11 protein-coding genes and 1 pseudogene are annotated in these 20,349 nt (G+C 69.0%); 9 read left to right on the top strand and 3 right to left on the bottom strand.

Annotation, left to right across the window (positions count from 1 at the left end):
* The first annotated feature begins 95 nt into the window (after nt 1-95).
* From IE318_RS02180 to tuf, 5 genes are all read left to right on the top strand, one after another.
* Complete coding sequence (locus IE318_RS02180; protein WP_030174479.1) at nt 96-3,995, top strand: DNA-directed RNA polymerase subunit beta'; 3,900 nt, start codon at nt 96-98, stop codon at nt 3,993-3,995.
* Nucleotides 3,996-4,658: 663 nt separating this feature from the next.
* Nucleotides 4,659-5,030, top strand: coding sequence for a 30S ribosomal protein S12 (gene rpsL, locus IE318_RS02175; protein ID WP_003948652.1), 372 nt, complete (start codon nt 4,659-4,661; stop codon nt 5,028-5,030).
* A gap of 2 nt (nt 5,031-5,032) precedes the next feature.
* Nucleotides 5,033-5,503 (top strand): 30S ribosomal protein S7, encoded by a 471-nt coding sequence (rpsG, locus tag IE318_RS02170; RefSeq protein ID WP_003992340.1) that lies wholly within the window; start codon nt 5,033-5,035, stop codon nt 5,501-5,503.
* A 39-nt stretch (nt 5,504-5,542) separates the two neighbouring features.
* Nucleotides 5,543-7,669 carry an elongation factor G gene (gene fusA, locus IE318_RS02165; protein ID WP_030174480.1) on the top strand — a complete coding sequence of 709 codons (2,127 nt, stop codon included), beginning with the start codon at nt 5,543-5,545 and terminating at the stop codon, nt 7,667-7,669.
* Nucleotides 7,670-7,834: 165 nt separating this feature from the next.
* Nucleotides 7,835-9,028 (top strand): elongation factor Tu, encoded by a 1,194-nt coding sequence (gene tuf, locus IE318_RS02160; protein WP_030174481.1) that lies wholly within the window; start codon nt 7,835-7,837, stop codon nt 9,026-9,028.
* 200 nt (nt 9,029-9,228) lie between these two features.
* Here tuf and IE318_RS02155 read toward each other — a convergent pair.
* Together IE318_RS02155 and IE318_RS02150 are read right to left on the bottom strand one after the other, a co-directional pair.
* Nucleotides 9,229-10,607, bottom strand: a pseudogene (locus IE318_RS02155) (carbohydrate-binding protein).
* Nucleotides 10,608-10,700: 93 nt separating this feature from the next.
* The gene (locus IE318_RS02150; protein ID WP_189895726.1) at nt 10,701-11,672 is read right to left on the bottom strand and encodes a LysR family transcriptional regulator; all 972 of its coding nucleotides are present in this window, start codon (nt 11,670-11,672) and stop codon (nt 10,701-10,703) included.
* A 188-nt stretch (nt 11,673-11,860) separates the two neighbouring features.
* On the opposite strand from IE318_RS02150, the gene IE318_RS02145 reads away from it, so the two are divergent.
* The 4 genes from IE318_RS02145 (at nt 11,861) to mycP (ending at nt 18,943) form a co-directional block, all read left to right on the top strand.
* Nucleotides 11,861-15,010 carry a glycosyl hydrolase 115 family protein gene (locus IE318_RS02145; protein WP_189895725.1) on the top strand — a complete coding sequence of 1,050 codons (3,150 nt, stop codon included), beginning with the start codon at nt 11,861-11,863 and terminating at the stop codon, nt 15,008-15,010.
* 170 nt (nt 15,011-15,180) lie between these two features.
* Complete coding sequence (locus tag IE318_RS02140) at nt 15,181-15,747, top strand: DUF2563 family protein (protein ID WP_229903285.1); 567 nt, start codon at nt 15,181-15,183, stop codon at nt 15,745-15,747.
* Nucleotides 15,748-15,847: 100 nt separating this feature from the next.
* Nucleotides 15,848-17,374, top strand: a complete 1,527-nt coding sequence (locus IE318_RS02135) for a translation initiation factor IF-2 (RefSeq protein WP_229903284.1) — start codon at nt 15,848-15,850, stop codon at nt 17,372-17,374.
* A gap of 66 nt (nt 17,375-17,440) precedes the next feature.
* Nucleotides 17,441-18,943 carry a type VII secretion-associated serine protease mycosin gene (gene mycP, locus IE318_RS02130; protein ID WP_229903283.1) on the top strand — a complete coding sequence of 501 codons (1,503 nt, stop codon included), beginning with the start codon at nt 17,441-17,443 and terminating at the stop codon, nt 18,941-18,943.
* Between the two features lie 215 nt (nt 18,944-19,158).
* Here the strand turns inward: mycP and IE318_RS02125 are convergent, their stop codons facing one another.
* Complete coding sequence (locus tag IE318_RS02125) at nt 19,159-19,782, bottom strand: hypothetical protein (RefSeq protein ID WP_189895723.1); 624 nt, start codon at nt 19,780-19,782, stop codon at nt 19,159-19,161.
* Nucleotides 19,783-20,349: the final 567 nt, after the last annotated feature.

Genomic DNA, 20,349 nt, shown 5'->3' with positions numbered 1-20,349 from the left:
GGAGTCCGGCGGGGCCCTCACCCACAGGGCCCCGCCGACCCCCAGGCCCCCGTTTCAGACCAAAGACTTTCGACCCTGAGAGGGATTGACGCATAGTGCTCGACGTCAACTTCTTCGACGAGCTCCGGATCGGCCTGGCCACCGCTGACGACATCCGTCAGTGGAGCCACGGCGAGGTCAAGAAGCCCGAGACCATCAACTACCGCACCCTCAAGCCCGAGAAGGACGGCCTCTTCTGCGAGAAGATCTTCGGCCCCACCCGGGACTGGGAGTGCTACTGCGGCAAGTACAAGCGCGTCCGCTTCAAGGGCATCATCTGTGAGCGCTGCGGTGTCGAGGTCACCCGCGCCAAGGTGCGCCGTGAGCGGATGGGCCACATCGAGCTGGCCGCTCCCGTCACGCACATCTGGTACTTCAAGGGTGTCCCGTCGCGCCTGGGCTACCTGCTCGACCTGGCTCCGAAGGACCTGGAGAAGGTCATCTACTTCGCGGCGTACATGATCACGTACGTCGACGAGGAGCGCCGCACCCGCGACCTGCCCTCGCTGGAGGCCCACGTCTCCGTCGAGCGCCAGCAGATCGAGCAGCGCCGCGACGCCGACCTGGAGGCCCGCGCCAAGAAGCTCGAGTCCGACCTGGCCGAGCTGGAGGCCGAGGGCGCCAAGGCCGACGTGCGCCGCAAGGTGCGCGAGGGTGCCGAGCGCGAGATGAAGCAGCTGCGCGACCGTGCGCAGCGCGAGATCGACCGCCTCGACGAGGTGTGGACCCGGTTCAAGAACCTCAAGGTCCAGGACCTCGAGGGCGACGAGCTGCTCTACCGCGAGCTGCGTGACCGCTTCGGCACGTACTTCGACGGTTCGATGGGTGCCGCGGCGCTGCAGAAGCGCCTGGAGTCCTTCGACCTGGAGGAGGAGGCGGAGAAGCTCCGCGAGATCATCCGCACCGGCAAGGGCCAGAAGAAGACCCGTGCCCTGAAGCGGCTGAAGGTCGTCTCCGCGTTCCTGCAGACCTCCAACAGCCCCAAGGGCATGGTCCTGGACTGCGTCCCGGTCATCCCGCCGGACCTGCGTCCGATGGTGCAGCTGGACGGTGGCCGCTTCGCGACCTCCGACCTGAACGACCTGTACCGCCGTGTCATCAACCGCAACAACCGCCTGAAGCGGCTTCTCGACCTCGGCGCGCCCGAGATCATCGTGAACAACGAGAAGCGCATGCTCCAGGAGGCCGTCGACGCGCTCTTCGACAACGGCCGCCGCGGCCGCCCGGTCACGGGCCCCGGCAACCGTCCGCTGAAGTCGCTGTCCGACATGCTCAAGGGCAAGCAGGGCCGCTTCCGTCAGAACCTGCTCGGCAAGCGAGTCGACTACTCGGCCCGTTCCGTGATCGTCGTCGGCCCGCAGCTGAAGCTGCACCAGTGCGGTCTGCCGAAGGCGATGGCGCTGGAGCTGTTCAAGCCGTTCGTGATGAAGCGCCTGGTCGACCTGAACCACGCGCAGAACATCAAGAGCGCCAAGCGCATGGTCGAGCGCGGCCGCACGGTCGTGTACGACGTGCTGGAAGAGGTCATCGCGGAGCACCCGGTTCTGCTGAACCGTGCGCCCACGCTGCACCGCCTCGGCATCCAGGCCTTCGAGCCGCAGCTGGTCGAGGGCAAGGCCATCCAGATCCACCCGCTCGTCTGCACCGCGTTCAACGCGGACTTCGACGGTGACCAGATGGCCGTGCACCTGCCGCTGTCCGCGGAGGCGCAGGCCGAGGCCCGCATCCTGATGCTGTCCTCGAACAACATCCTCAAGCCCGCTGACGGCCGTCCCGTGACGATGCCGACCCAGGACATGGTCCTCGGTCTGTTCTTCCTCACCACCGACGGCGAGATGCGGGACGTCAAGGGCGAGGGCCGTTCGTTCGCGTCGGTCGCCGAGGCGATCATGGCGTTCGACGCCGGCGAGCTGTCCCTGCAGTCCAAGGTGGACATCCGCTTCCCGGTGGGCACCATCCCGCCGCGCGGCTGGACCCCGCCGGTGGCCGAGGAGGGCGAGCCGGAGTACCAGACCGGCGACAGCTTCCGTCTGAGGACCACGCTGGGCCGTGCGCTCTTCAACGAGCTGCTGCCCGAGGACTACCCGTTCGTCGACTACGAGGTCGGCAAGAAGCAGCTCTCCGAGATCGTCAACGACCTCGCCGAGCGCTACCCGAAGGTCATCGTGGCGGCGACGCTCGACAACCTGAAGGCGGCCGGCTTCTTCTGGGCGACCCGTTCCGGCGTCACCGTGGCCATCTCCGACGTCGTCGTTCCCGAGGCGAAGAAGGAGATCGTCCGCGGCTACGAGGCGCAGGACGAGAAGGTCCAGAAGCAGTACGAGCGCGGTCTGATCACCAAGGACGAGCGCACGCAGGAGCTCATCGCGATCTGGACCAAGGCGACCAACGAGGTCGCCGAGGCGATGAACGACAACTTCCCGAAGACCAACCCGATCTTCATGATGGTGAACTCGGGTGCACGAGGCAACATGATGCAGATGCGTCAGATTGCCGGTATGCGTGGTCTGGTGTCGAACGCGAAGAACGAGACCATCCCGCGTCCGATCAAGGCGTCCTTCCGCGAGGGTCTGTCCGTGCTGGAGTACTTCATCTCCACGCACGGTGCCCGTAAGGGTCTGGCGGACACCGCTCTGCGTACCGCCGACTCGGGTTACCTCACCCGTCGTCTGGTGGACGTCTCGCAGGACGTCATCATCCGCGAGGAGGACTGCGGCACCGACCGTGGCCTCAAGCTCCACATCGCGGAGCGCGGCGCGGACGGCGTGCTGCGCAAGGCGGAGAACGTCGAGACGTCCGTGTACGCGCGCTGCCTCGCCGAGGACATCGTCGTCGACGGCCAGGTGCTGGCCCCGGCCGGCACCGACCTGGGCGACGTGCTCATCGAGGAACTGGTCTCCCGCGGTGTCGAGGAGGTCAAGACCCGCTCGGTCCTGACCTGCGAGTCCGCGGTCGGTACCTGCGCGATGTGCTACGGCCGTTCGCTCGCCACCGGCAAGCTGGTCGACATCGGTGAGGCGGTCGGCATCATCGCCGCCCAGTCCATCGGTGAGCCCGGCACCCAGCTGACGATGCGTACCTTCCACACCGGTGGTGTGGCCGGTGACGACATCACCCAGGGTCTGCCGCGTGTCGTCGAGCTCTTCGAGGCCCGTACCCCGAAGGGTGTCGCCCCGATCTCCGAGGCGGCCGGTCGCGTCCGCATCGAGGAGACCGAGAAGACGAAGAAGATCGTCATCACGCCGGACGACGGCAGCGACGAGACGGCGTACCCGATCTCGAAGCGCGCCCGTCTGAAGGTCGAGGAGGGCGACCACGTCGAGGTGGGCCAGCAGCTCACCGTGGGTACCCAGAACCCGCACGACGTGCTGCGCATCCTGGGTCAGCGTGCCGTCCAGGTCCACCTGGTCGGCGAGGTCCAGAAGGTGTACAACTCGCAGGGCGTGTCGATCCACGACAAGCACATCGAGATCATCATCCGGCAGATGCTCCGCCGGGTGACGATCATCGAGTCCGGCGACGCCGAGCTGCTGCCCGGCGAGCTGGTCGAGCGCTCGAAGTTCGAGACCGAGAACCGTCGTGTGGTCCAGGAGGGCGGTCACCCGGCCTCCGGTCGTCCGCAGCTGATGGGTATCACCAAGGCCTCGCTGGCGACGGAGTCCTGGCTGTCGGCCGCCTCCTTCCAGGAGACGACCCGAGTCCTGACGGACGCGGCGATCAACGCCAAGTCCGACAGCCTCATCGGCCTCAAGGAGAACGTCATCATCGGTAAGCTCATCCCGGCCGGTACGGGCCTGTCCCGCTACCGCAACATCCGGGTCGAGCCGACCGAGGAGGCCAAGGCCGCGATGTACTCGGCCGTCGGCTACGACGACATCGACTACTCGCCGTTCGGCACCGGCTCCGGCCAGGCCGTTCCGCTGGAGGACTACGACTACGGTCCGTACAACCAGTAAGCGAGCAGCATGACCGAAGGGCGGTCACCCCGATGGGGTGGCCGCCCTTCGGCCTTTCGGCGTGCGGCGCGGCAGGCCGCAGGGAGCCGCCCGACGAGGGCCGGCCGGCCGACCCTGCCCCCGAAGCCGCGGACGGCCCAGGAGGCGGGCGTCGCCCCCTTGCCGTGGCCCGGCCCCTCGGCGCTCCCCGCAGACGCCCACAGCGCCCGGCAGGGGCGCGGCAGGGCCGCACGGGGCACACCCGGCGCGGCACGGCCCCGTACGACGCGAGAACCCGGCTTCTGGCCCTCGTACGGCCCATTCCTGGTTCGCATCGCGTCGTCACCTGTGATAGTGAGGTGAGGATGGGAGGAACCGCAGGCAGGGCGGCGAAGCCGACGCGCGGAGAGTCCCGGCGCGCCGGTGGAGCCGCCTGTGTTCGGGCCGGAGAGCGCTTCTGTTTTGACCGGAGTGAGTGTGCTGGGTACGCTCAGACCTTGTGCCTGGGGTGTGCCCTGGCTCCCGTGCGTGCCTTCAACCGCCAGGGGGCCGTCACCGGCCACCGCAATCTGCGCTTCTTTCTGCCTTGCGGCGGGAGTCCGCGGGATTCGACACACCCGACCGCGTGGGTCGGCGAAGTTCCAGGTTAGCTGTACCCATCGGCACACAGAAACCGGAGAAGTAGTGCCTACGATCCAGCAGCTGGTCCGCAAGGGCCGGCAGGACAAGGTCGAGAAGAACAAGACGCCCGCACTCGAGGGTTCGCCCCAGCGCCGTGGCGTCTGCACGCGTGTGTTCACGACCACCCCGAAGAAGCCGAACTCGGCCCTCCGCAAGGTCGCGCGTGTGCGTCTGACCAGCGGCATCGAGGTCACCGCTTACATTCCGGGTGAGGGACACAACCTGCAGGAGCACTCCATCGTGCTCGTGCGCGGCGGCCGTGTGAAGGACCTGCCGGGTGTTCGCTACAAGATCATCCGTGGCTCCCTCGACACCCAGGGTGTCAAGAACCGCAAGCAGGCCCGCAGCCGTTACGGCGCCAAGAAGGAGAAGTAAGAATGCCTCGTAAGGGCCCCGCCCCGAAGCGCCCGGTCATCATCGACCCGGTCTACGGTTCTCCTCTGGTCACGTCGCTCATCAACAAGGTGCTGCTGAACGGCAAGCGCTCCACCGCCGAGCGCATCGTCTACGGCGCCATGGAGGGCCTGCGTGAGAAGACGGGCAACGACCCGATCATCACGCTGAAGCGCGCGCTGGAGAACATCAAGCCGACCCTCGAGGTCAAGTCCCGCCGTGTCGGTGGTGCGACGTACCAGGTTCCGATCGAGGTCAAGCCCGGTCGCGCCAACACGCTCGCGCTGCGCTGGCTCGTCGGTTACTCCCGCGCCCGTCGCGAGAAGACCATGACCGAGCGTCTGCTCAACGAGCTTCTCGACGCCTCCAACGGCCTCGGTGCCGCTGTGAAGAAGCGCGAGGACACGCACAAGATGGCCGAGTCCAACAAGGCCTTCGCGCACTACCGCTGGTAGTCGCTACCCACATCGAGACCGAGAGAAGACTGAAGCCTTATGGCTACCACTTCACTTGACCTGGCCAAGGTCCGCAACATCGGGATCATGGCCCACATCGACGCGGGCAAGACGACCACCACCGAGCGGATCCTGTTCTACACCGGCGTTTCTTACAAGATCGGTGAGGTCCACGACGGCGCTGCCACCATGGACTGGATGGAGCAGGAGCAGGAGCGTGGCATCACGATCACCTCTGCTGCCACCACCTGCCACTGGCCGCTGGAAGACGTCGACCACACCATCAACATCATCGACACGCCGGGCCACGTCGACTTCACCGTCGAGGTGGAGCGCTCCCTGCGTGTGCTCGACGGTGCCGTGACGGTGTTCGACGGCGTCGCCGGCGTCGAGCCCCAGTCCGAGACGGTGTGGCGTCAGGCGGACCGCTACGGCGTTCCGCGCATCTGCTTCGTGAACAAGCTCGACCGCACCGGTGCCGAGTTCCACCGCTGTGTCGACATGATCTCCGACCGCCTGGGCGCGCAGCCGCTGGTCATGCAGCTGCCGATCGGTGCCGAGGCGGACTTCAAGGGTGTCGTCGACCTGGTGAAGATGAAGGCCCTGGTGTGGTCCGCCGAGGCCACCAAGGGCGAGATGTACGACATCGTCGACATCCCGGCCACGCACACCGAGGCCGCCGAGGAGTGGCGCGGCAAGCTGCTCGAGGCCGTCGCGGAGAACGACGAAGAGCTGATGGAGCTGTACCTGGAGGGCGAGGAGCCCACCGAGGAGCAGCTGTACGCGGCGATCCGCCGTATCACCATCGCCTCCGGCAAGGGCACCGGCACCACCGTGACCCCGGTGTTCTGCGGCACCGCGTTCAAGAACAAGGGCGTCCAGCCCCTGCTCGACGCGGTCGTGCGCTACCTGCCGTCCCCGGTCGACATCGAGGCCATCGAGGGCCACGACGTCAAGGACCCGGAGACGGTCGTCAAGCGCAAGCCGTCCGACGACGAGCCGCTGTCGGCGCTGGCGTTCAAGATCATGAGCGACCCGCACCTCGGCAAGCTCACCTTCGTCCGCGTGTACTCCGGCCGCCTGGAGTCCGGCAGCTCCGTGCTGAACTCGGTGAAGGGCAAGAAGGAGCGCATCGGCAAGATCTACCGCATGCACGCCAACAAGCGTGAGGAGATCGAGTCGGTGGGCGCCGGTGACATCGTCGCCGTCATGGGTCTGAAGCAGACCACGACCGGTGAGACGCTGTCCGACGACAAGCAGCCGGTGATCCTGGAGTCCATGGACTTCCCGGCGCCGGTCATCCAGGTCGCCATCGAGCCCAAGTCGAAGGGCGACCAGGAGAAGCTGGGCGTCGCGATCCAGCGCCTGGCCGAGGAGGACCCGTCCTTCCAGGTCCACTCGGACGAGGAGACCGGCCAGACCATCATCGGCGGCATGGGCGAGCTGCACCTCGAGGTGCTGGTCGACCGTATGCGCCGTGAGTTCAAGGTCGAGGCCAACGTCGGCAAGCCGCAGGTCGCCTACCGCGAGACGATCCGCAAGTCCGTCGAGAAGGTCGAGTACACCCACAAGAAGCAGACGGGTGGTACCGGCCAGTTCGCCCGCGTCATCATCGCGATCGAGCCGATCGAGGGCGGCGACGCCTCGTACGAGTTCATCAACAAGGTGACCGGTGGCCGCGTGCCGAAGGAGTACATCCCTTCGGTCGACGCCGGTGCGCAGGAGGCCATGCAGTTCGGCATCCTCGCCGGTTACGAGATGACCGGTGTCCGCGTGACGCTGCTCGACGGTGCCTACCACGAGGTCGACTCCTCCGAGCTCGCGTTCAAGATCGCCGGCTCGCAGGCCTTCAAGGAGGCCGCGCGCAAGGCCAGCCCCGTGCTGCTCGAGCCGATGATGGCCGTCGAGGTCACCACGCCCGAGGACTACATGGGTGAGGTCATCGGCGACATCAACTCCCGCCGTGGCCAGATCCAGGCCATGGAGGAGCGGGCGGGTGCCCGCGTCGTGAAGGGCCTCGTGCCCCTCTCGGAGATGTTCGGCTACGTCGGCGACCTGCGCAGCAAGACGTCCGGCCGGGCCAGCTACTCCATGCAGTTCGACTCCTACGCCGAGGTTCCGCGGAACGTCGCCGAGGAGATCATCGCGAAGGCCAAGGGCGAGTAACTCTCCCGAGTTCCAGCCTTTAGGCTTGACTCCGGAGCCTCGTGGGGCATTCCGCCCCTTCCGCAGTGAAGCGGGAGGAATGCCCCGGGGATCCGGGCCATCCAGCAAAGATCACCTGGCGCCGATGAAGTAAGGCGTACAGAACCACTCCACAGGAGGACCCCAGTGGCGAAGGCGAAGTTCGAGCGGACTAAGCCGCACGTCAACATCGGCACCATCGGTCACATCGACCACGGTAAGACGACCCTCACGGCCGCCATTACCAAGGTGCTGCACGACGCGTACCCGGAGCTGAACGAGGCCACCCCGTTCGACAACATCGACAAGGCTCCCGAGGAGCGCCAGCGCGGTATCACCATCTCCATCGCGCACGTCGAGTACCAGACCGAGGCGCGTCACTACGCCCACGTCGACTGCCCGGGTCACGCGGACTACATCAAGAACATGATCACCGGTGCCGCGCAGATGGACGGCGCGATCCTGGTGGTCGCCGCCACCGACGGCCCGATGCCGCAGACCAAGGAGCACGTGCTCCTGGCCCGCCAGGTCGGCGTTCCGTACATCGTGGTCGCCCTGAACAAGGCCGACATGGTGGACGACGAGGAGATCCTGGAGCTCGTCGAGCTCGAGGTCCGTGAGCTCCTCACCGAGTACGAGTTCCCGGGCGACGACGTCCCGGTCGTCAAGGTCTCGGCGCTGAAGGCGCTCGAGGGCGACGCCCAGTGGACCCAGTCCGTCCTGGACCTCATGAACGCCGTCGACACCGCGATCCCGGAGCCGGAGCGCGACGTCGACAAGCCGTTCCTGATGCCGATCGAGGACGTCTTCACCATCACCGGTCGCGGTACGGTCGTCACCGGCCGTATCGAGCGTGGTGTCCTCAAGGTCAACGAGACCGTCGACATCATCGGCATCAAGCCGGAGAAGACCTCCACCACGGTCACCGGCATCGAGATGTTCCGCAAGCTGCTCGACGAGGGCCAGGCCGGTGAGAACGTCGGTCTGCTGCTCCGCGGCATCAAGCGCGAGGACGTCGAGCGCGGCCAGGTCATCATCAAGCCGGGCTCGGTCACCCCGCACACCGAGTTCGAGGCGCAGGCCTACATCCTGTCCAAGGACGAGGGTGGCCGCCACACGCCGTTCTTCAACAACTACCGCCCGCAGTTCTACTTCCGTACGACGGACGTGACCGGCGTGGTGACCCTCCCCGAGGGCACCGAGATGGTCATGCCGGGTGACAACACCGAGATGTCGGTGCAGCTCATCCAGCCCATCGCCATGGAAGAGGGCCTGAAGTTCGCCATCCGTGAGGGTGGCCGGACCGTCGGCGCCGGCCAGGTCACCAAGATCGTCAAGTAACTCTGACGACCTGACCTGGTAGCTCCTGCGAGCACCCGAGAGGGCCCGTACGACTTCGGTCGTACGGGCCCTTTCGCATGCCTGCGCGACTTCCGGCCGGGCCGGGCGGGTCGCAGCGGGAACGGCAGCGGGCCCGGGTGCCGCCCACGGCGCACCCGGGCCCGCCCGCCCCCCTGGCGGTCAGTGACGCATGCCGCGGTTCACACCCGCTCCCACAGCGCCGGTACGTTCGGCGGCTCCCAGCCCGGCTGCGCCTGGTGGCCCTGGAGGCAGCGGTACGTGGCGCCGCCGTAGGTCACCGTGTCACCGGCCTGGTAGACGGTGCCGGCCGCCCAGGTGCCGCCCGGCTCACCGGGGTCGCCCGGGTCGCCGGGGCCACTGGTCGTCGTCTTCAGGGTGAGCCCGTAGGTGCTCAGGATCGGGTTGATGGGCTGGAAGTACGTCGTCCCGCCGCTGGAGCAGTTGCCCGAGCCGCCGGAGGTGACCCCCTGCGCCTGGCTGCCGGAGATGAAGGAGCCGCCCGAGTCACCGGGCTCCGCGCACACCGAGGTGCGGGTGACCCCGGAGACGGTGCCCTCCTGGTAGGTCACGCTGGTGTTCAGCTGCTGCACGGTGCCGCAGTGCCAGCCGGTCGTCGAACCGGAGCGGCACACCGACGAGCCGACCGGCGCCACCGTGGACCCGGTCACCTGGACGTTCTGCCCGTTCTGGTTGACGTAAGGGTGGCGGTCCAGCTGGAGTTGACGGCCACCCAGGCCATGTCGTTGCCGGGGAAGACGGACGCCTGGAAGGTGCCCTGCGAGACCTGGTTGGAGCCGGTGGTGGTGGAGCCGGGCCGGCCGCAGTGCCCGGCCGTGGCGAAGCCCTGCTGGGTGCCCCGGGTGATGGGGAAACCGATCGAGCAGCGGGTGTTTCCGTTGATGTAGTACGCCTCGCCGCCCCGCAGGTCGTACAGCGGACGGGGCCGCTCGGCGGTCTTCTTCACCCGCACGAGGCCGCGGTCCACCCCGGCGGCCTTCACCAGCGCCTGTGCCGCGGCCGGACGTACGGCCTCGATCACCACACGGTTGGTGAGCACGTCGACGTACCAGGCCGGGGCGTCGGCGGTCGGGGTGTGCCGGGCCGCCCGGTCCAGGCCGGCCTTGGCGGCGTCCAGCGCTGCCAGGGAGTGCCGTACGACCGTGGGCTCGGCGCCGCGCGCCCTGATGGCCGACGCGTCGGCGGCGTCGGTGGTCGCCACGGTCAGCGTGCCCGACTCGGCACCGCTGACCCAGGCGCCCGCGAAGTCGGCGCCCAGCGCGCCGCGCAGCCGGCCGGCCGTGGCGCCCGCCTCCGCCTCGTTGGCCAGCCGCTGTTCGGCCTGCCGCCGGTCGATGCCCAGGTCGCGCTGCATGGCGCGCAGCACGGCGGCCGGGGTGTCCGCGGTGTGCAGCGTCCGCGCGGCCGACTGCGCCGCCGGACCCGCCTGCGTGTCGGGAGCGCCCGTCCCGGCGTTCGCCGTGCCGCTCAGGCCGGTCAGGACCAGGGCGCCCGTGGCCACCACGGCGGCGCACGCGGCTCTGGTGTGTCGCTGGAGCATGGGGGATCTCCTCGGTCTCGGTGGGGAGGTGCCGAAACCGTAGGAAGGCGCAACTGCACGACGTAAGACACCGGTTGACCCCCTGGCCCGGTGTTATGGAAGCGCCTCGGCCGGGTTCTCACCGCGGGCGAGCCAGTCGGCGTAGCTGTCGCTGCGGGCCGCCGCGTCGGCGTGGGCGGTGCGGGCCTGGGCCAGGACGGTGGCCGCGGTGTCCGCGCGCTGGGTGGCCGGATGCCAGCCGAGCAGGTGCCGCCAGAGCAGCGGGGTGCCGGCCAGCGGCCTGGTGGTGATGCCGGGCGTGGCCGGGAAGGTGGCCCGGCACAGTCCCATCGCCCGGCCCACCTGGACCAGGTGCACACAGGAGGCGATGTCCGTCTCGTACATCCGCCGGGGAGCGAAACCGGCGCGGGCGCAGGCCGCGGTGAAGCAGTCGCCGAAACAGCCGTCGCCGGGTACGCAGGTCCACTCCTCGTCCGCGAGCTTGGCCAGTTCCACCTCGGGCGCGTGGGCCAGCGGGTGCGCGTCGGGGAGCATGACGAAGACCGGGTCGACGGCGAACTCCTGCCACACCAGGTGCTCGGTGTCCGGCGGCGCGGCGCTGCCGCAGGTGCCGGTGACGGCGAAGTCCAGGCGGCCCTCGGAGAGCAGGGCGGCCAGCTCCCGCTCGGACCAGGAGGCGTGGGTCGTCACCCGGGTGTCGGGTCCCGCCGCCGCCATCAGGTCCACCAGCGCGCCCAGCAGCGGCCCGTGCGTGCCGCCCAGCCGCAGCAGCCGCTCCGTCCCGCGGCCCGCCCGTGTCCGCGCGAACCGGACGGCCTCCTGCTGGAGTTCGGTCACCGCGGGCAGCACGATCCGGGTGCGCTCCAGCACCAGCTCGCCCAGCGCGGTGGGCCGTACGCCGTGCCGTCCGCGTTCGAACAGCTCACCCCCCAGCGCCCGTTCGATCCGTCTGAGCTGAGCGCTCAGCGCGGGCTGCGCGAGCCCCAAAGCCGTCGCCGCCCGGGTGAGGCTGCCCGCTTCGGCGATCGCCCGGAGGGTCCTGAGATGCCGCAACTCCAGCTCCATGGGGGGAGCTTGCTGCGCGGGCGGCGCACGGGCAAGGGGTTGGTCCGGACCATTGGAGGCACGGCGGGCGCGTCCACGCCACCGTTATTCGAAACTATTCGGCGCGCACGACCCCTGTTCCCCAGGAGTCACTCACCCCACTATTTGTCATGCCGCTAACCAAATTCGAGTGGGAGGGGTGTGGCAGCATGTCTGCGCACGTCAGCCGCAGAGCCGTACTCGGGGCCGGTCTGGCCGCGGTGCCGGTGGTGTCGTCACAGGGAGCCGCCTGGGCGGCGGGAGACGCGGGGAACAGCGACGCGGAGGCGGCCGGCGGCGCAAGCGGCGAGCTGCGGCGCACGGACCCGGGTGAGTACGTCTCCTTCTCGCCCACGCCCCCGGCGCCCGGAGCCTTCTCCCTGATCGGCGCCCCCGTCCTGGTCAGCGACGACGACCACCCGGGCGTCGTACGGGCCGCGGCGGACCTGCGCGGCGACATCGAGCGGGTCACGGGCGTACGCCCCGGCAGCACCGTCGCCCGCTACGCCGTGCTCGTCGGGACCATCGGCCGCAGCCCGCTGATCGACGGCCTGGTGAAGTCCGGCAAGCTGGACGTCACCGGCGTCCGGGACCGCTGGGAGACCTCCCTCCAGACCGTGGTGGACCATCCGATGCCGGGCGTGGAGCGCGCGTTCGTCATCGCGGGCAGCGACCCGCGCGGCACCATCTTCGGCGCCTACGACGTCTCGTACGGCATCGGGGTCTCCCCGTGGTACTGGTGGGACGACGTGCCGCCGGTGCGCAGGAACCGCGTGTGGATCCTGCCGGGCCGGTTCACTCAGGGCACGCCGACGGTGAAGTACCGGGGCGTGTTCATCAACGACGAGAACCCGGCGCTCGGCACCTGGGCCCCGGAGTACTTCGGACCGGGCAAGGCGGAGGGCTACCCCGGCGGTTTCAACGCCGACTTCTACGCGAAGGTCTTCGAGCTGTTGCTCCGCTTGAAGGGCAACTACCTCTGGCCCGCAGTGTGGGGCCGTGCCTTCGCCGAGGACGACCCGGACAACCACCGGCGGGCCGCCGAGTACGGCATCGTCATGGGCACCTCCCACGAGGCCCCCATGATGCGCGGCATCGAGGAGTGGAACCGCCACGCGACCGCCGCCGTGCGGGACTCCTCCGGCGCGATCGTCACCCCGGGCCACGACCCCTACGGCGGCACCGGCGAGTGGTCGTACGTACGCAACGCGGAAGCCCTCAAGAAGTACTGGCGGGCCGGCATCCAGCGCATGGTCGACCAGGGCTTCGAGGGCGTGGTCACCCTCGGGATGCGCGGCAACGGCGACACCAGCCTGCCCGACGGCGACGGCATCGAGCTGATGCGGGAGATCATCGCGGTGCAGCGCCAGATCCTCGAGGAGGTCACCGGCAGGCCGGCCACCGAGACCCCGCAGGTGTGGACGCTGTACAAGGAGGTGCAGCGCTACTGGGACCGCGGCCTGCGAGCACCCGACGACGTGACGGTGGTCCTCACGGACGACAACTGGGGCAACATCCGCAAGCACCCGGACCCGGCCGAGCCCGCGCGCGACGGCGGCTACGGCCTGTACTACCACTTCGACTACGTGGGCGCGGGCCGCAACTACAAGTGGGTCGACACCGCCAACATCCGCAACACCTGGGACCAGCTCCACCAGGCCCACACCTTCGGCAACCACGGCCTGTGGGTGGCGAACGTGGGCGACCTCAAGGGCAACGAACTGCCGACGGAGTTCTTCCTGAACTACGCCTGGAGCCCCGAGAACTGGCCGCAGGAACGCCTGCCGGAGTGGGAGCGGCGCTACGCCCGCCAGAACTTCGGCGAGGCGCACTCCGCGGCGATCGCGGACGTACTCGCGGCATACGGTCGGCTCCAGGCCCGCCGCAAGCCGGAACTGCTCAACCGCCGTATCACGGTGCAGGACGGCAAGCCGGTGAACGACGACCAGCAGAGCCCGTACTACTTCGCCCACCGCGAGCTGGAGCGGGTCACCGAGGAGTGGCAGACCCTGGCGAAGAAGGCCGACAGGATCGCCCGCGCGCTGCCCGCCGGCACCCGGGACGCGTGGTTCGAGCTGGTGGGCTACGAGGTGGAGGCCACGGCGAACCTGTACGAGCTGCGCCAGGCGGAGTTCACGAACCTCCTTTACGCGGGACAGGGCCGGGCCGCGACGAACGCCCGCGCGGCGCAGGCGGAGGCGGGCCTCGCCAAGGACCTGTCCCTGGCCGACCGCTTCAACGCGCAGGTGGCGAACGGAAAGTGGAAGGGCTTCCAGACCCAGCCCCACATCGACTACGGAGACGTCGACCGCTACGGCCCGAACGCCCCCTGGCAGCAGCCGGAGAAGGACAACGTGGCGCTGCCGGACGTGCTGTTCCCCGCGGTGAAGCGGATCGACCTGCCGGAGGCGGCCGAACTGGGCGTGTCGGTCGACGGCGCCGAGGACGCGGGCACATGGTGGCCGGGCGGTGCGGATGCCGAGGAGGCGAAGCTCCCCGAGTTCAGCCCGTACCAGACCCGCCCGCAGCAGTACGTGGAGATCTTCAACCGGGGCCGTACGTCCTTCGACTACCGCGTCGAGACCTCCGCCCCGTGGCTGAAGGTCGACCGCACGAAGGGCCGGGTGGACCAGCAGGTGCGCCTGGAGGTGCGGGCGGACTGGTCGAGGGTCCCGGCCGACGGGGCGACCGGCACACTGACGATCACGGGCGCGGGCAGCACGGTGACCGTCTCCTGCACGGCGAGCAAGCCGTCCACGCGGGTGGCGCGCGGCCTGCGCGGCTTCGTGGAGGCCGGCGGCTACGTCGCGATCGACGCCGAGCACTACGCCCGTGCGGTGGGCGAGTGGCGCCGCCTGGACGACATCGGCCGTACGACCTCGGGCATGACCCCGTGGCCGGTGACGGCCCCCCGCCACACCCCCGGCGGCTCGTCCGCCCGCCTGGAGTACGAGGTGACCCTGCTCACCCCGACCCCGGGCGAGGTGACGGTCTGGGCCGAACTCTCCCCGCGCAACCCCGCACTTGCGGGCGGTCAGGGCGGCCTGCGCTACGCCGTCTCCTTCGACGACCAGACCCCGCAGACGGTCGACATCATCGCGGCCACCGGCTCGGACGACGGCACGATGAACAACCAGTGGGCCAGGAACACCTCGGACAACATCAACCGCACGCCCACCAAGCACACCCTCACGAGCGCGGGCGTCCACCGCCTGAAGTTCTGGATGGTCGACCCGACGGTGGTGGTGCAGCGGCTGCTGATCGACGTGGGCGGGCTGCCGGAGACGTATCTGGGGCCGGTGGAGAGCAGGAGGGTGTGACGGAGGGGGAGTGACGCAGGGCGTGTGACCCCTTTTTCCGGAGCCTGTGCTGCTTGTGCGGCACAGGCTCCTTTCGCTTCGGGCGCACAGCCCGACGCGGGACTGTCACTGGATGTAGCTAGAGTTGTCCCGAGGCTTTCGCTTACGAACTCACGGGGGAGGACGTTGTGTTGCCGAGCGATGCCGGTTCGGGGGCGGGCGATGAGCCGTCGCCGTTGCTGTCGGGTATGGCGGGGATGTTCGCGGCGACCGGGGCCGCCGCCGTCGGGGCCGCGGCCGCGCTGGCGGCGGAGTACACCTCGTTCACGGAGTTCAAGAAGAGAGTGGACGCCCTGATCCACGATCTGAAGGGCTCCGAGGCCGGTCCGGGCAAGGTCGGCAAGGGCCGCCTCGCACGCCATGAGTTCGGCGGCGGAGGAGGGGAGTGGTCGGAGGCGGCCGGCCTCTACACGGCGTACGAGACGGTCGTCAGCGAACTCGAGACGCTGTCCAAGCTGCTGTCCGACTCCATGGAGGGCATGGGCATCGCGGTCGTGGCCTCGCACAAGGGCTACCAGAACATCGACATCGACGTCCGCAGGCGGATGGCGGCGATCAGCGCGGAGACGACCGAGCACTACGGCGGGACCTACGACCCGTCCCTGCGCAGGAAGACCCACGGTCAGGGCGACCCCGGGGCGAATCCGGCGCACCAGGACGGGCAGCCGCCGACGGGCGACTCGGGTGGCACGATCTGATGACGACGGTCGTCTTTCGGACTCTGACGGGGGAGGCCTGATGGCAGGGGCAGGGGCAGGGGCAGGAAAGGGAAACGGCGGCGGTACGTCCTTCGAGAGCATGAGCCACGAGCAGATGCTCGCGTGGCTGGACCAGGCGAACGCCGGCGAGGTGCAGGCAGCCGCCGACCGTCTGACCGCGGCCGCCAAGGAGATCCGCAAGATCGCGGACGAGTTGAAGGTCCGTCCGCAGTGGGTGGCGTGGAAGGGCGACGGCGCGGAGGCGTTCCGCACCTGGGCCGACGACCTGGCCAACTCGACCCATCGGCTGGGCGACTTCAGCGAGGGTGCCGGGAAGTGGCTGGGCCACGCCTCGAGCGCGATCGCCACCGTCCAGGCGTCGACGCCCCGCGACACCAAGAGCGCCCAGGCCAACCTCGACGCGGCGAACGCCGCCCACAACGACCCGGACGCCGCCGCCATCCGCACCAAGTCCGCCGGCGAACTCGCCGCGCTCAAGGCCGACCGCGAGAAGGTCCGCCTGGAGGCGGCAGCCCAGATGCGCAAGCTGGGGCAGTCGTACGAGCAGTCCGCGACGCAGATGAACACCTTGGAGCGACCGAAGTTTCCGCCGCCGCCCACGTCGATCACACCGGGCATCGGTCAGTCGTCCGAGGACATCGCTCGCCCCGGGAGTGGTACCGCGGGGAGGACAGACAGCGGAAGCGTCAGTTCGGGAACCGCTCGAAGTGCGGGGACCGCAAGGACCGAGCACCGGGTTGTGGACCCGGGGATCGGTGCGGATCTGCCCGCGAGTGCGGTGCCGTCCGGTCATGTGCATCCGTCGACGATTGCGCCTGCGGCGCATGTCGGCATCGACTCAGTGACTGTGCAGCCAGAAGTGCATCAGCGCTCCACGGGCCCCGTGGACGTACCTCCCACGACCGCCCGACCGGACACGCAAGCGCCGTTGCCGACGAATGGCCCGGTTGCACCGCTGCCTCGGGGTCCTGTGCGGCTGCCTTCGACGTCAGGCGGCACCGGAAGACCCGTCGGCGGGGGCCGCTTGCCCGCCCAGCCCGGGCAAGGACCCGTGGGGCGTGCTGCGAGCCGTGGCATCGCGGACGTCAGCCGTACCCCGGGCCGTAACCTGCCGAGTTCGACTGGACCGGTCGGCCGTGCCGTCTCAGGCCAGAACCCGAGTCGAGGTGGCACATCCGGCTCAGGAATCACCGGCGGGCGTCCGGGTGCGCCCTCCGGCACTGGCAAGTCGATGGGTCGGGCACTTGGGCCCTCGCTTGGTGGTGAGCCGGCAGCCGGTCGCGGTTCGAGCAGCCGTCTGCCGAACGCAGGAGCGACAGGGCAGCCGGCCACGCGGACCTCGGGGCCCACTGCCGGGCGTTCTGGTGCGACGCCGCGCGACGGAATCGTCGGCGGTACACCGCAGAGAGCCGGGGGTGCCCCGGCGCGACCCGGCGCACAGGTACCCTCCGCACCGACGCGGGGAGGCATCGCAGGCGGTGTGCCCAGTGAGCCTTCTACGCGGCGTGGCGTTCGCGGTGCTCCGAGTGGAGCAACCCGTCGCGCGCAGCAGCGGAACGACAAGCAGCGCAACGACCGCCGAAACGAACCGCCGACCACCGACTGACGGTCAAGGGATACCAACACCATGCGCATGCCCGGGGCCAACACGCGGCAGAGAGGGATCCGTGCAGTGGCCTCAACGGCCCTTGGCCTGCTGATGGTGGGAGGCGCAGCAACGCAGGCGCAGGCCGACTCCACGCGTTCCCTGCAGTGGCACCTGGACGCCATGCATGCGGAGGAGATGTGGCGGACGAGTACAGGTAAGGGCATCACGGTCGCGGTGATCGACAGCGGAGTCGACCCGACCAATCCAGACCTGAAGGGGCAGGTACTCGACGGGAAAGATCTGGCCCCGCCGAAGAGTGCCGGCGACGAACACACGGACTATGACGGCCACGGCACGGGGATGGCCGGGCTCATCGCCGGCACCGGAGCCTACGGGGGCGGGAAGGGAGCGTTCGGCCTCGCCCCTGGTGCCAAGGTCCTTCCCGTTCGCGTACCTTCCGAGAACGAGGATGCGTTGGGCTTCGGAAGGCCCGCGTACTTCAGCAAGGCCATCCGCTATGCAGCAGATCAGCATGCTCAGGTCATCAACATATCCATGGTGTCGTCGATCGGCACGCCCGAGCTCACCGCTGCGGTCAAATATGCCCTGGATCGCGGCTCACTGATTTTCGCAGGCGTGGGCAACAACGCTGAAAAAGGCAACCCGGTCCTGTATCCGGCCGGTACCCCTGGTGTCGTTGGTGTCGCAGCGGTCGGCAAGAACCTCCGGCGTTCCTCCTTCTCCGAGTACGGATCCCAGGTGGACGTGGCTGCGCCGGGCGAAGACATGGTCCATGCGTGCGGCGGCAAGACGGGCCTTTGCAGGACGGACGGCACCAGCGACGCCACCGCCCTCGCCTCCGCCAGTGCCGCCCTGATCTGGTCCGAGCACCCGACCTGGACCAACAACCAGGTCCTCCGCGTCATGCTCAACACCATCGGCGCGCCCACCAACGGCGCCAAGCGCAACGACTCCATCGGGTACGGGATCGTGCGGCCGCGCATCGCGCTGCAGAACCCGGGAGATCCGGGGCCGGCGGACGTCTATCCGCTGCCGGACCTCGCAGCGGCGGAGTCGACGGCGCCGGCCGAGCCCTCGTCCTCACCGTCGGGCAAGGACTCCGGCGCCGCACAGGACCAAGGTGTCGCCGCAGGCGTTTCCTCCGAGGACAGCGGCGGCGACGGCATGCTGTGGATCGGGCTGGGTGCCGGCGCGGTCGTGGTCGTCGGGGGAGCCGTGGCGGCCGCCGTTGTCGCCAGGCGCCGGCGTTCCGGCGGGAAGAAGAGGAGCAGGGAGGATGCGGTTGCCGCGGCCTCCCACTATCTGAACACCACCGCGTACCCGGAGAAGGCCGGCTCCGTGATCGTCTTCCCGGACTCGGGAATCGACTTCGCCTACGGCTGGACGTTCCGCTTCGACTTCAGGGAACACATGGAGACGGGCGACCCGACGAAGGCTCCGTTCAGCGCCGCCATCGTCGTCCCGCACTCCGGAGCGAGCCCCCACACCCCACCGACCCACCTTCCCGTGGCCCAGTACATGGAGATGTGTGCCTCGGGTACCTGGCCTCCGGTCCAGACCCGCTGACGGTCGGAGCGGTTCGCATCGCCCAGCGGCGACAGCCGTCCTGGCTCACGGCTTCCTCCGCTGCGAAGGCATACTCCCAGGTCCAGCTCAATCGCGTACTGCCTTCATCGCCTCGTCCAGGGACCGCCCGCGGAACCGGAGCCCGTGGTTGCGGGTTCCGGTTCGGCAGGTTGTGATCGGGTCGCGTGGGACGGGAGGCAGGGGCGCGGCTCGGGTCAGAAGGTCTCGTCGTTCTCGTCGTCGTAGTCCTCGGGGGCGGTTTCGTGCCGAATGCACCCGCCGTCAGCCTGGATCGTCGGCCTGCCCGTGAAGTAGTCGGGAGCGAGGGACAGTTGGATGTCTTGCTCGTCGGTCGTCCTGATGCCGTGCAGGCCGGCGCCGGGTTCGCCCCGGGGCTGTGCCGGGAGGTCGATCACTTTCAGGCCGCGGGCGGTCCAGGTTCTGCGCAGGTCGTCGACCGCCGAGTTGTATGCCGCCCGGCTCGGGAACTCCAACTCCCATTTGTAGGTGGGTTCGTCGCGGGTGACGCCGGCGTCGTCGAAGCCGAAGTCGTCCACGCAGGAGGTGCTGCCCACTTCGTCCGCCGTTCCAGCCTGGGTGGGGATCGGGTTCAGATCGCCCAGTGCGCGCTCACCCGCTCGCCGCGTCTCCGCCCCCCGCTCCCTGTAAGCGGCGGCCGATCTGACGGGTCCGCCCTCCAATGACTGGCAGGCCACGGCTCCGAAGGCCAGGAGGACGACGATGGCCATGCCGATCAGCGTCACGGTGCGGTAGCCGTACAGGAAGGGACGGCGGGGCGCCGGGGCGGCGGTCGTTGCCGCGGGAGTCGTCGTGTGCATGAGCCGATCGAAGCCGTCGGCCCGTGGGCTCCGGCAGCGGCGAACTACTCATCATGCCCCGGGTGCAACTGCTCAGGACGGCCACCCGAATGCTCACCAACGGCGTCCTTGCGTTCCACCTCGGCGCGGAAGTCGCGTCGAATATCCAGGACTCGGCAAGGCTGCGAACGCGGGAGGGATTGCGGTCGGTGCGCCGGAATCGGCGCGGGAACGCCCCCGTACGGCGTGGTCGCCGCCGGGTGGCGGAGCCGGCGCGCTTCATGGGGGAGGTGCACGGCATCTGCCATGAGACCGCCGAGCGCTACGGCGCCCCTGCCGACCACCTGACCGGTGCGGACATCGCCGGTTTCGAGCGGGCCGCCGACGCCATGCCGGCCGGCCCAGGGCGTCATCTGAACAAGATGCGGGGATCCGTCGATCCGCGCTACTGCATTCGTGGTGTGCAGCCGTTCATCGCGTCGGAGGAAATGGCAGGATTCATGTCCGGGCGACAGGCGCAGAAAAAGGAATCCGCCTTGGATGAGCGTCGCGTCATAGGTGAGCCGTTACCGCCCCGAAGTGTCAGTC

Origin of the sequence: Streptomyces spiralis, from assembly GCF_014654675.1 — a bacterium.
GTDB lineage: Bacteria > Actinomycetota > Actinomycetes > Streptomycetales > Streptomycetaceae > Streptomyces > Streptomyces spiralis.
The sequence above is the reverse complement of the archived record's forward strand: the minus strand, read 5'-3'. Positions and strand labels throughout refer to the sequence as shown.

Excerpts from the sequence above, each read along its gene's own strand:
- IE318_RS02150 (WP_189895726.1), bottom strand. The coding sequence starts at position 11,672 with ATGGAGCTGGAGTTGCGGCATCTCAGGACCCTCCGGGCGATCGCCGAA.
- fusA (WP_030174480.1), top strand. The coding sequence starts at position 5,543 with ATGGCTACCACTTCACTTGACCTGGCCAAGGTCCGCAACATCGGGATC.
- IE318_RS02135 (WP_229903284.1), top strand. The coding sequence starts at position 15,848 with ATGAGCCACGAGCAGATGCTCGCGTGGCTGGACCAGGCGAACGCCGGC.
- IE318_RS02145 (WP_189895725.1), top strand. The coding sequence starts at position 11,861 with ATGTCTGCGCACGTCAGCCGCAGAGCCGTACTCGGGGCCGGTCTGGCC.
- IE318_RS02125 (WP_189895723.1), bottom strand. The coding sequence starts at position 19,782 with ATGCACACGACGACTCCCGCGGCAACGACCGCCGCCCCGGCGCCCCGC.
- rpsG (WP_003992340.1), top strand. The coding sequence starts at position 5,033 with ATGCCTCGTAAGGGCCCCGCCCCGAAGCGCCCGGTCATCATCGACCCG.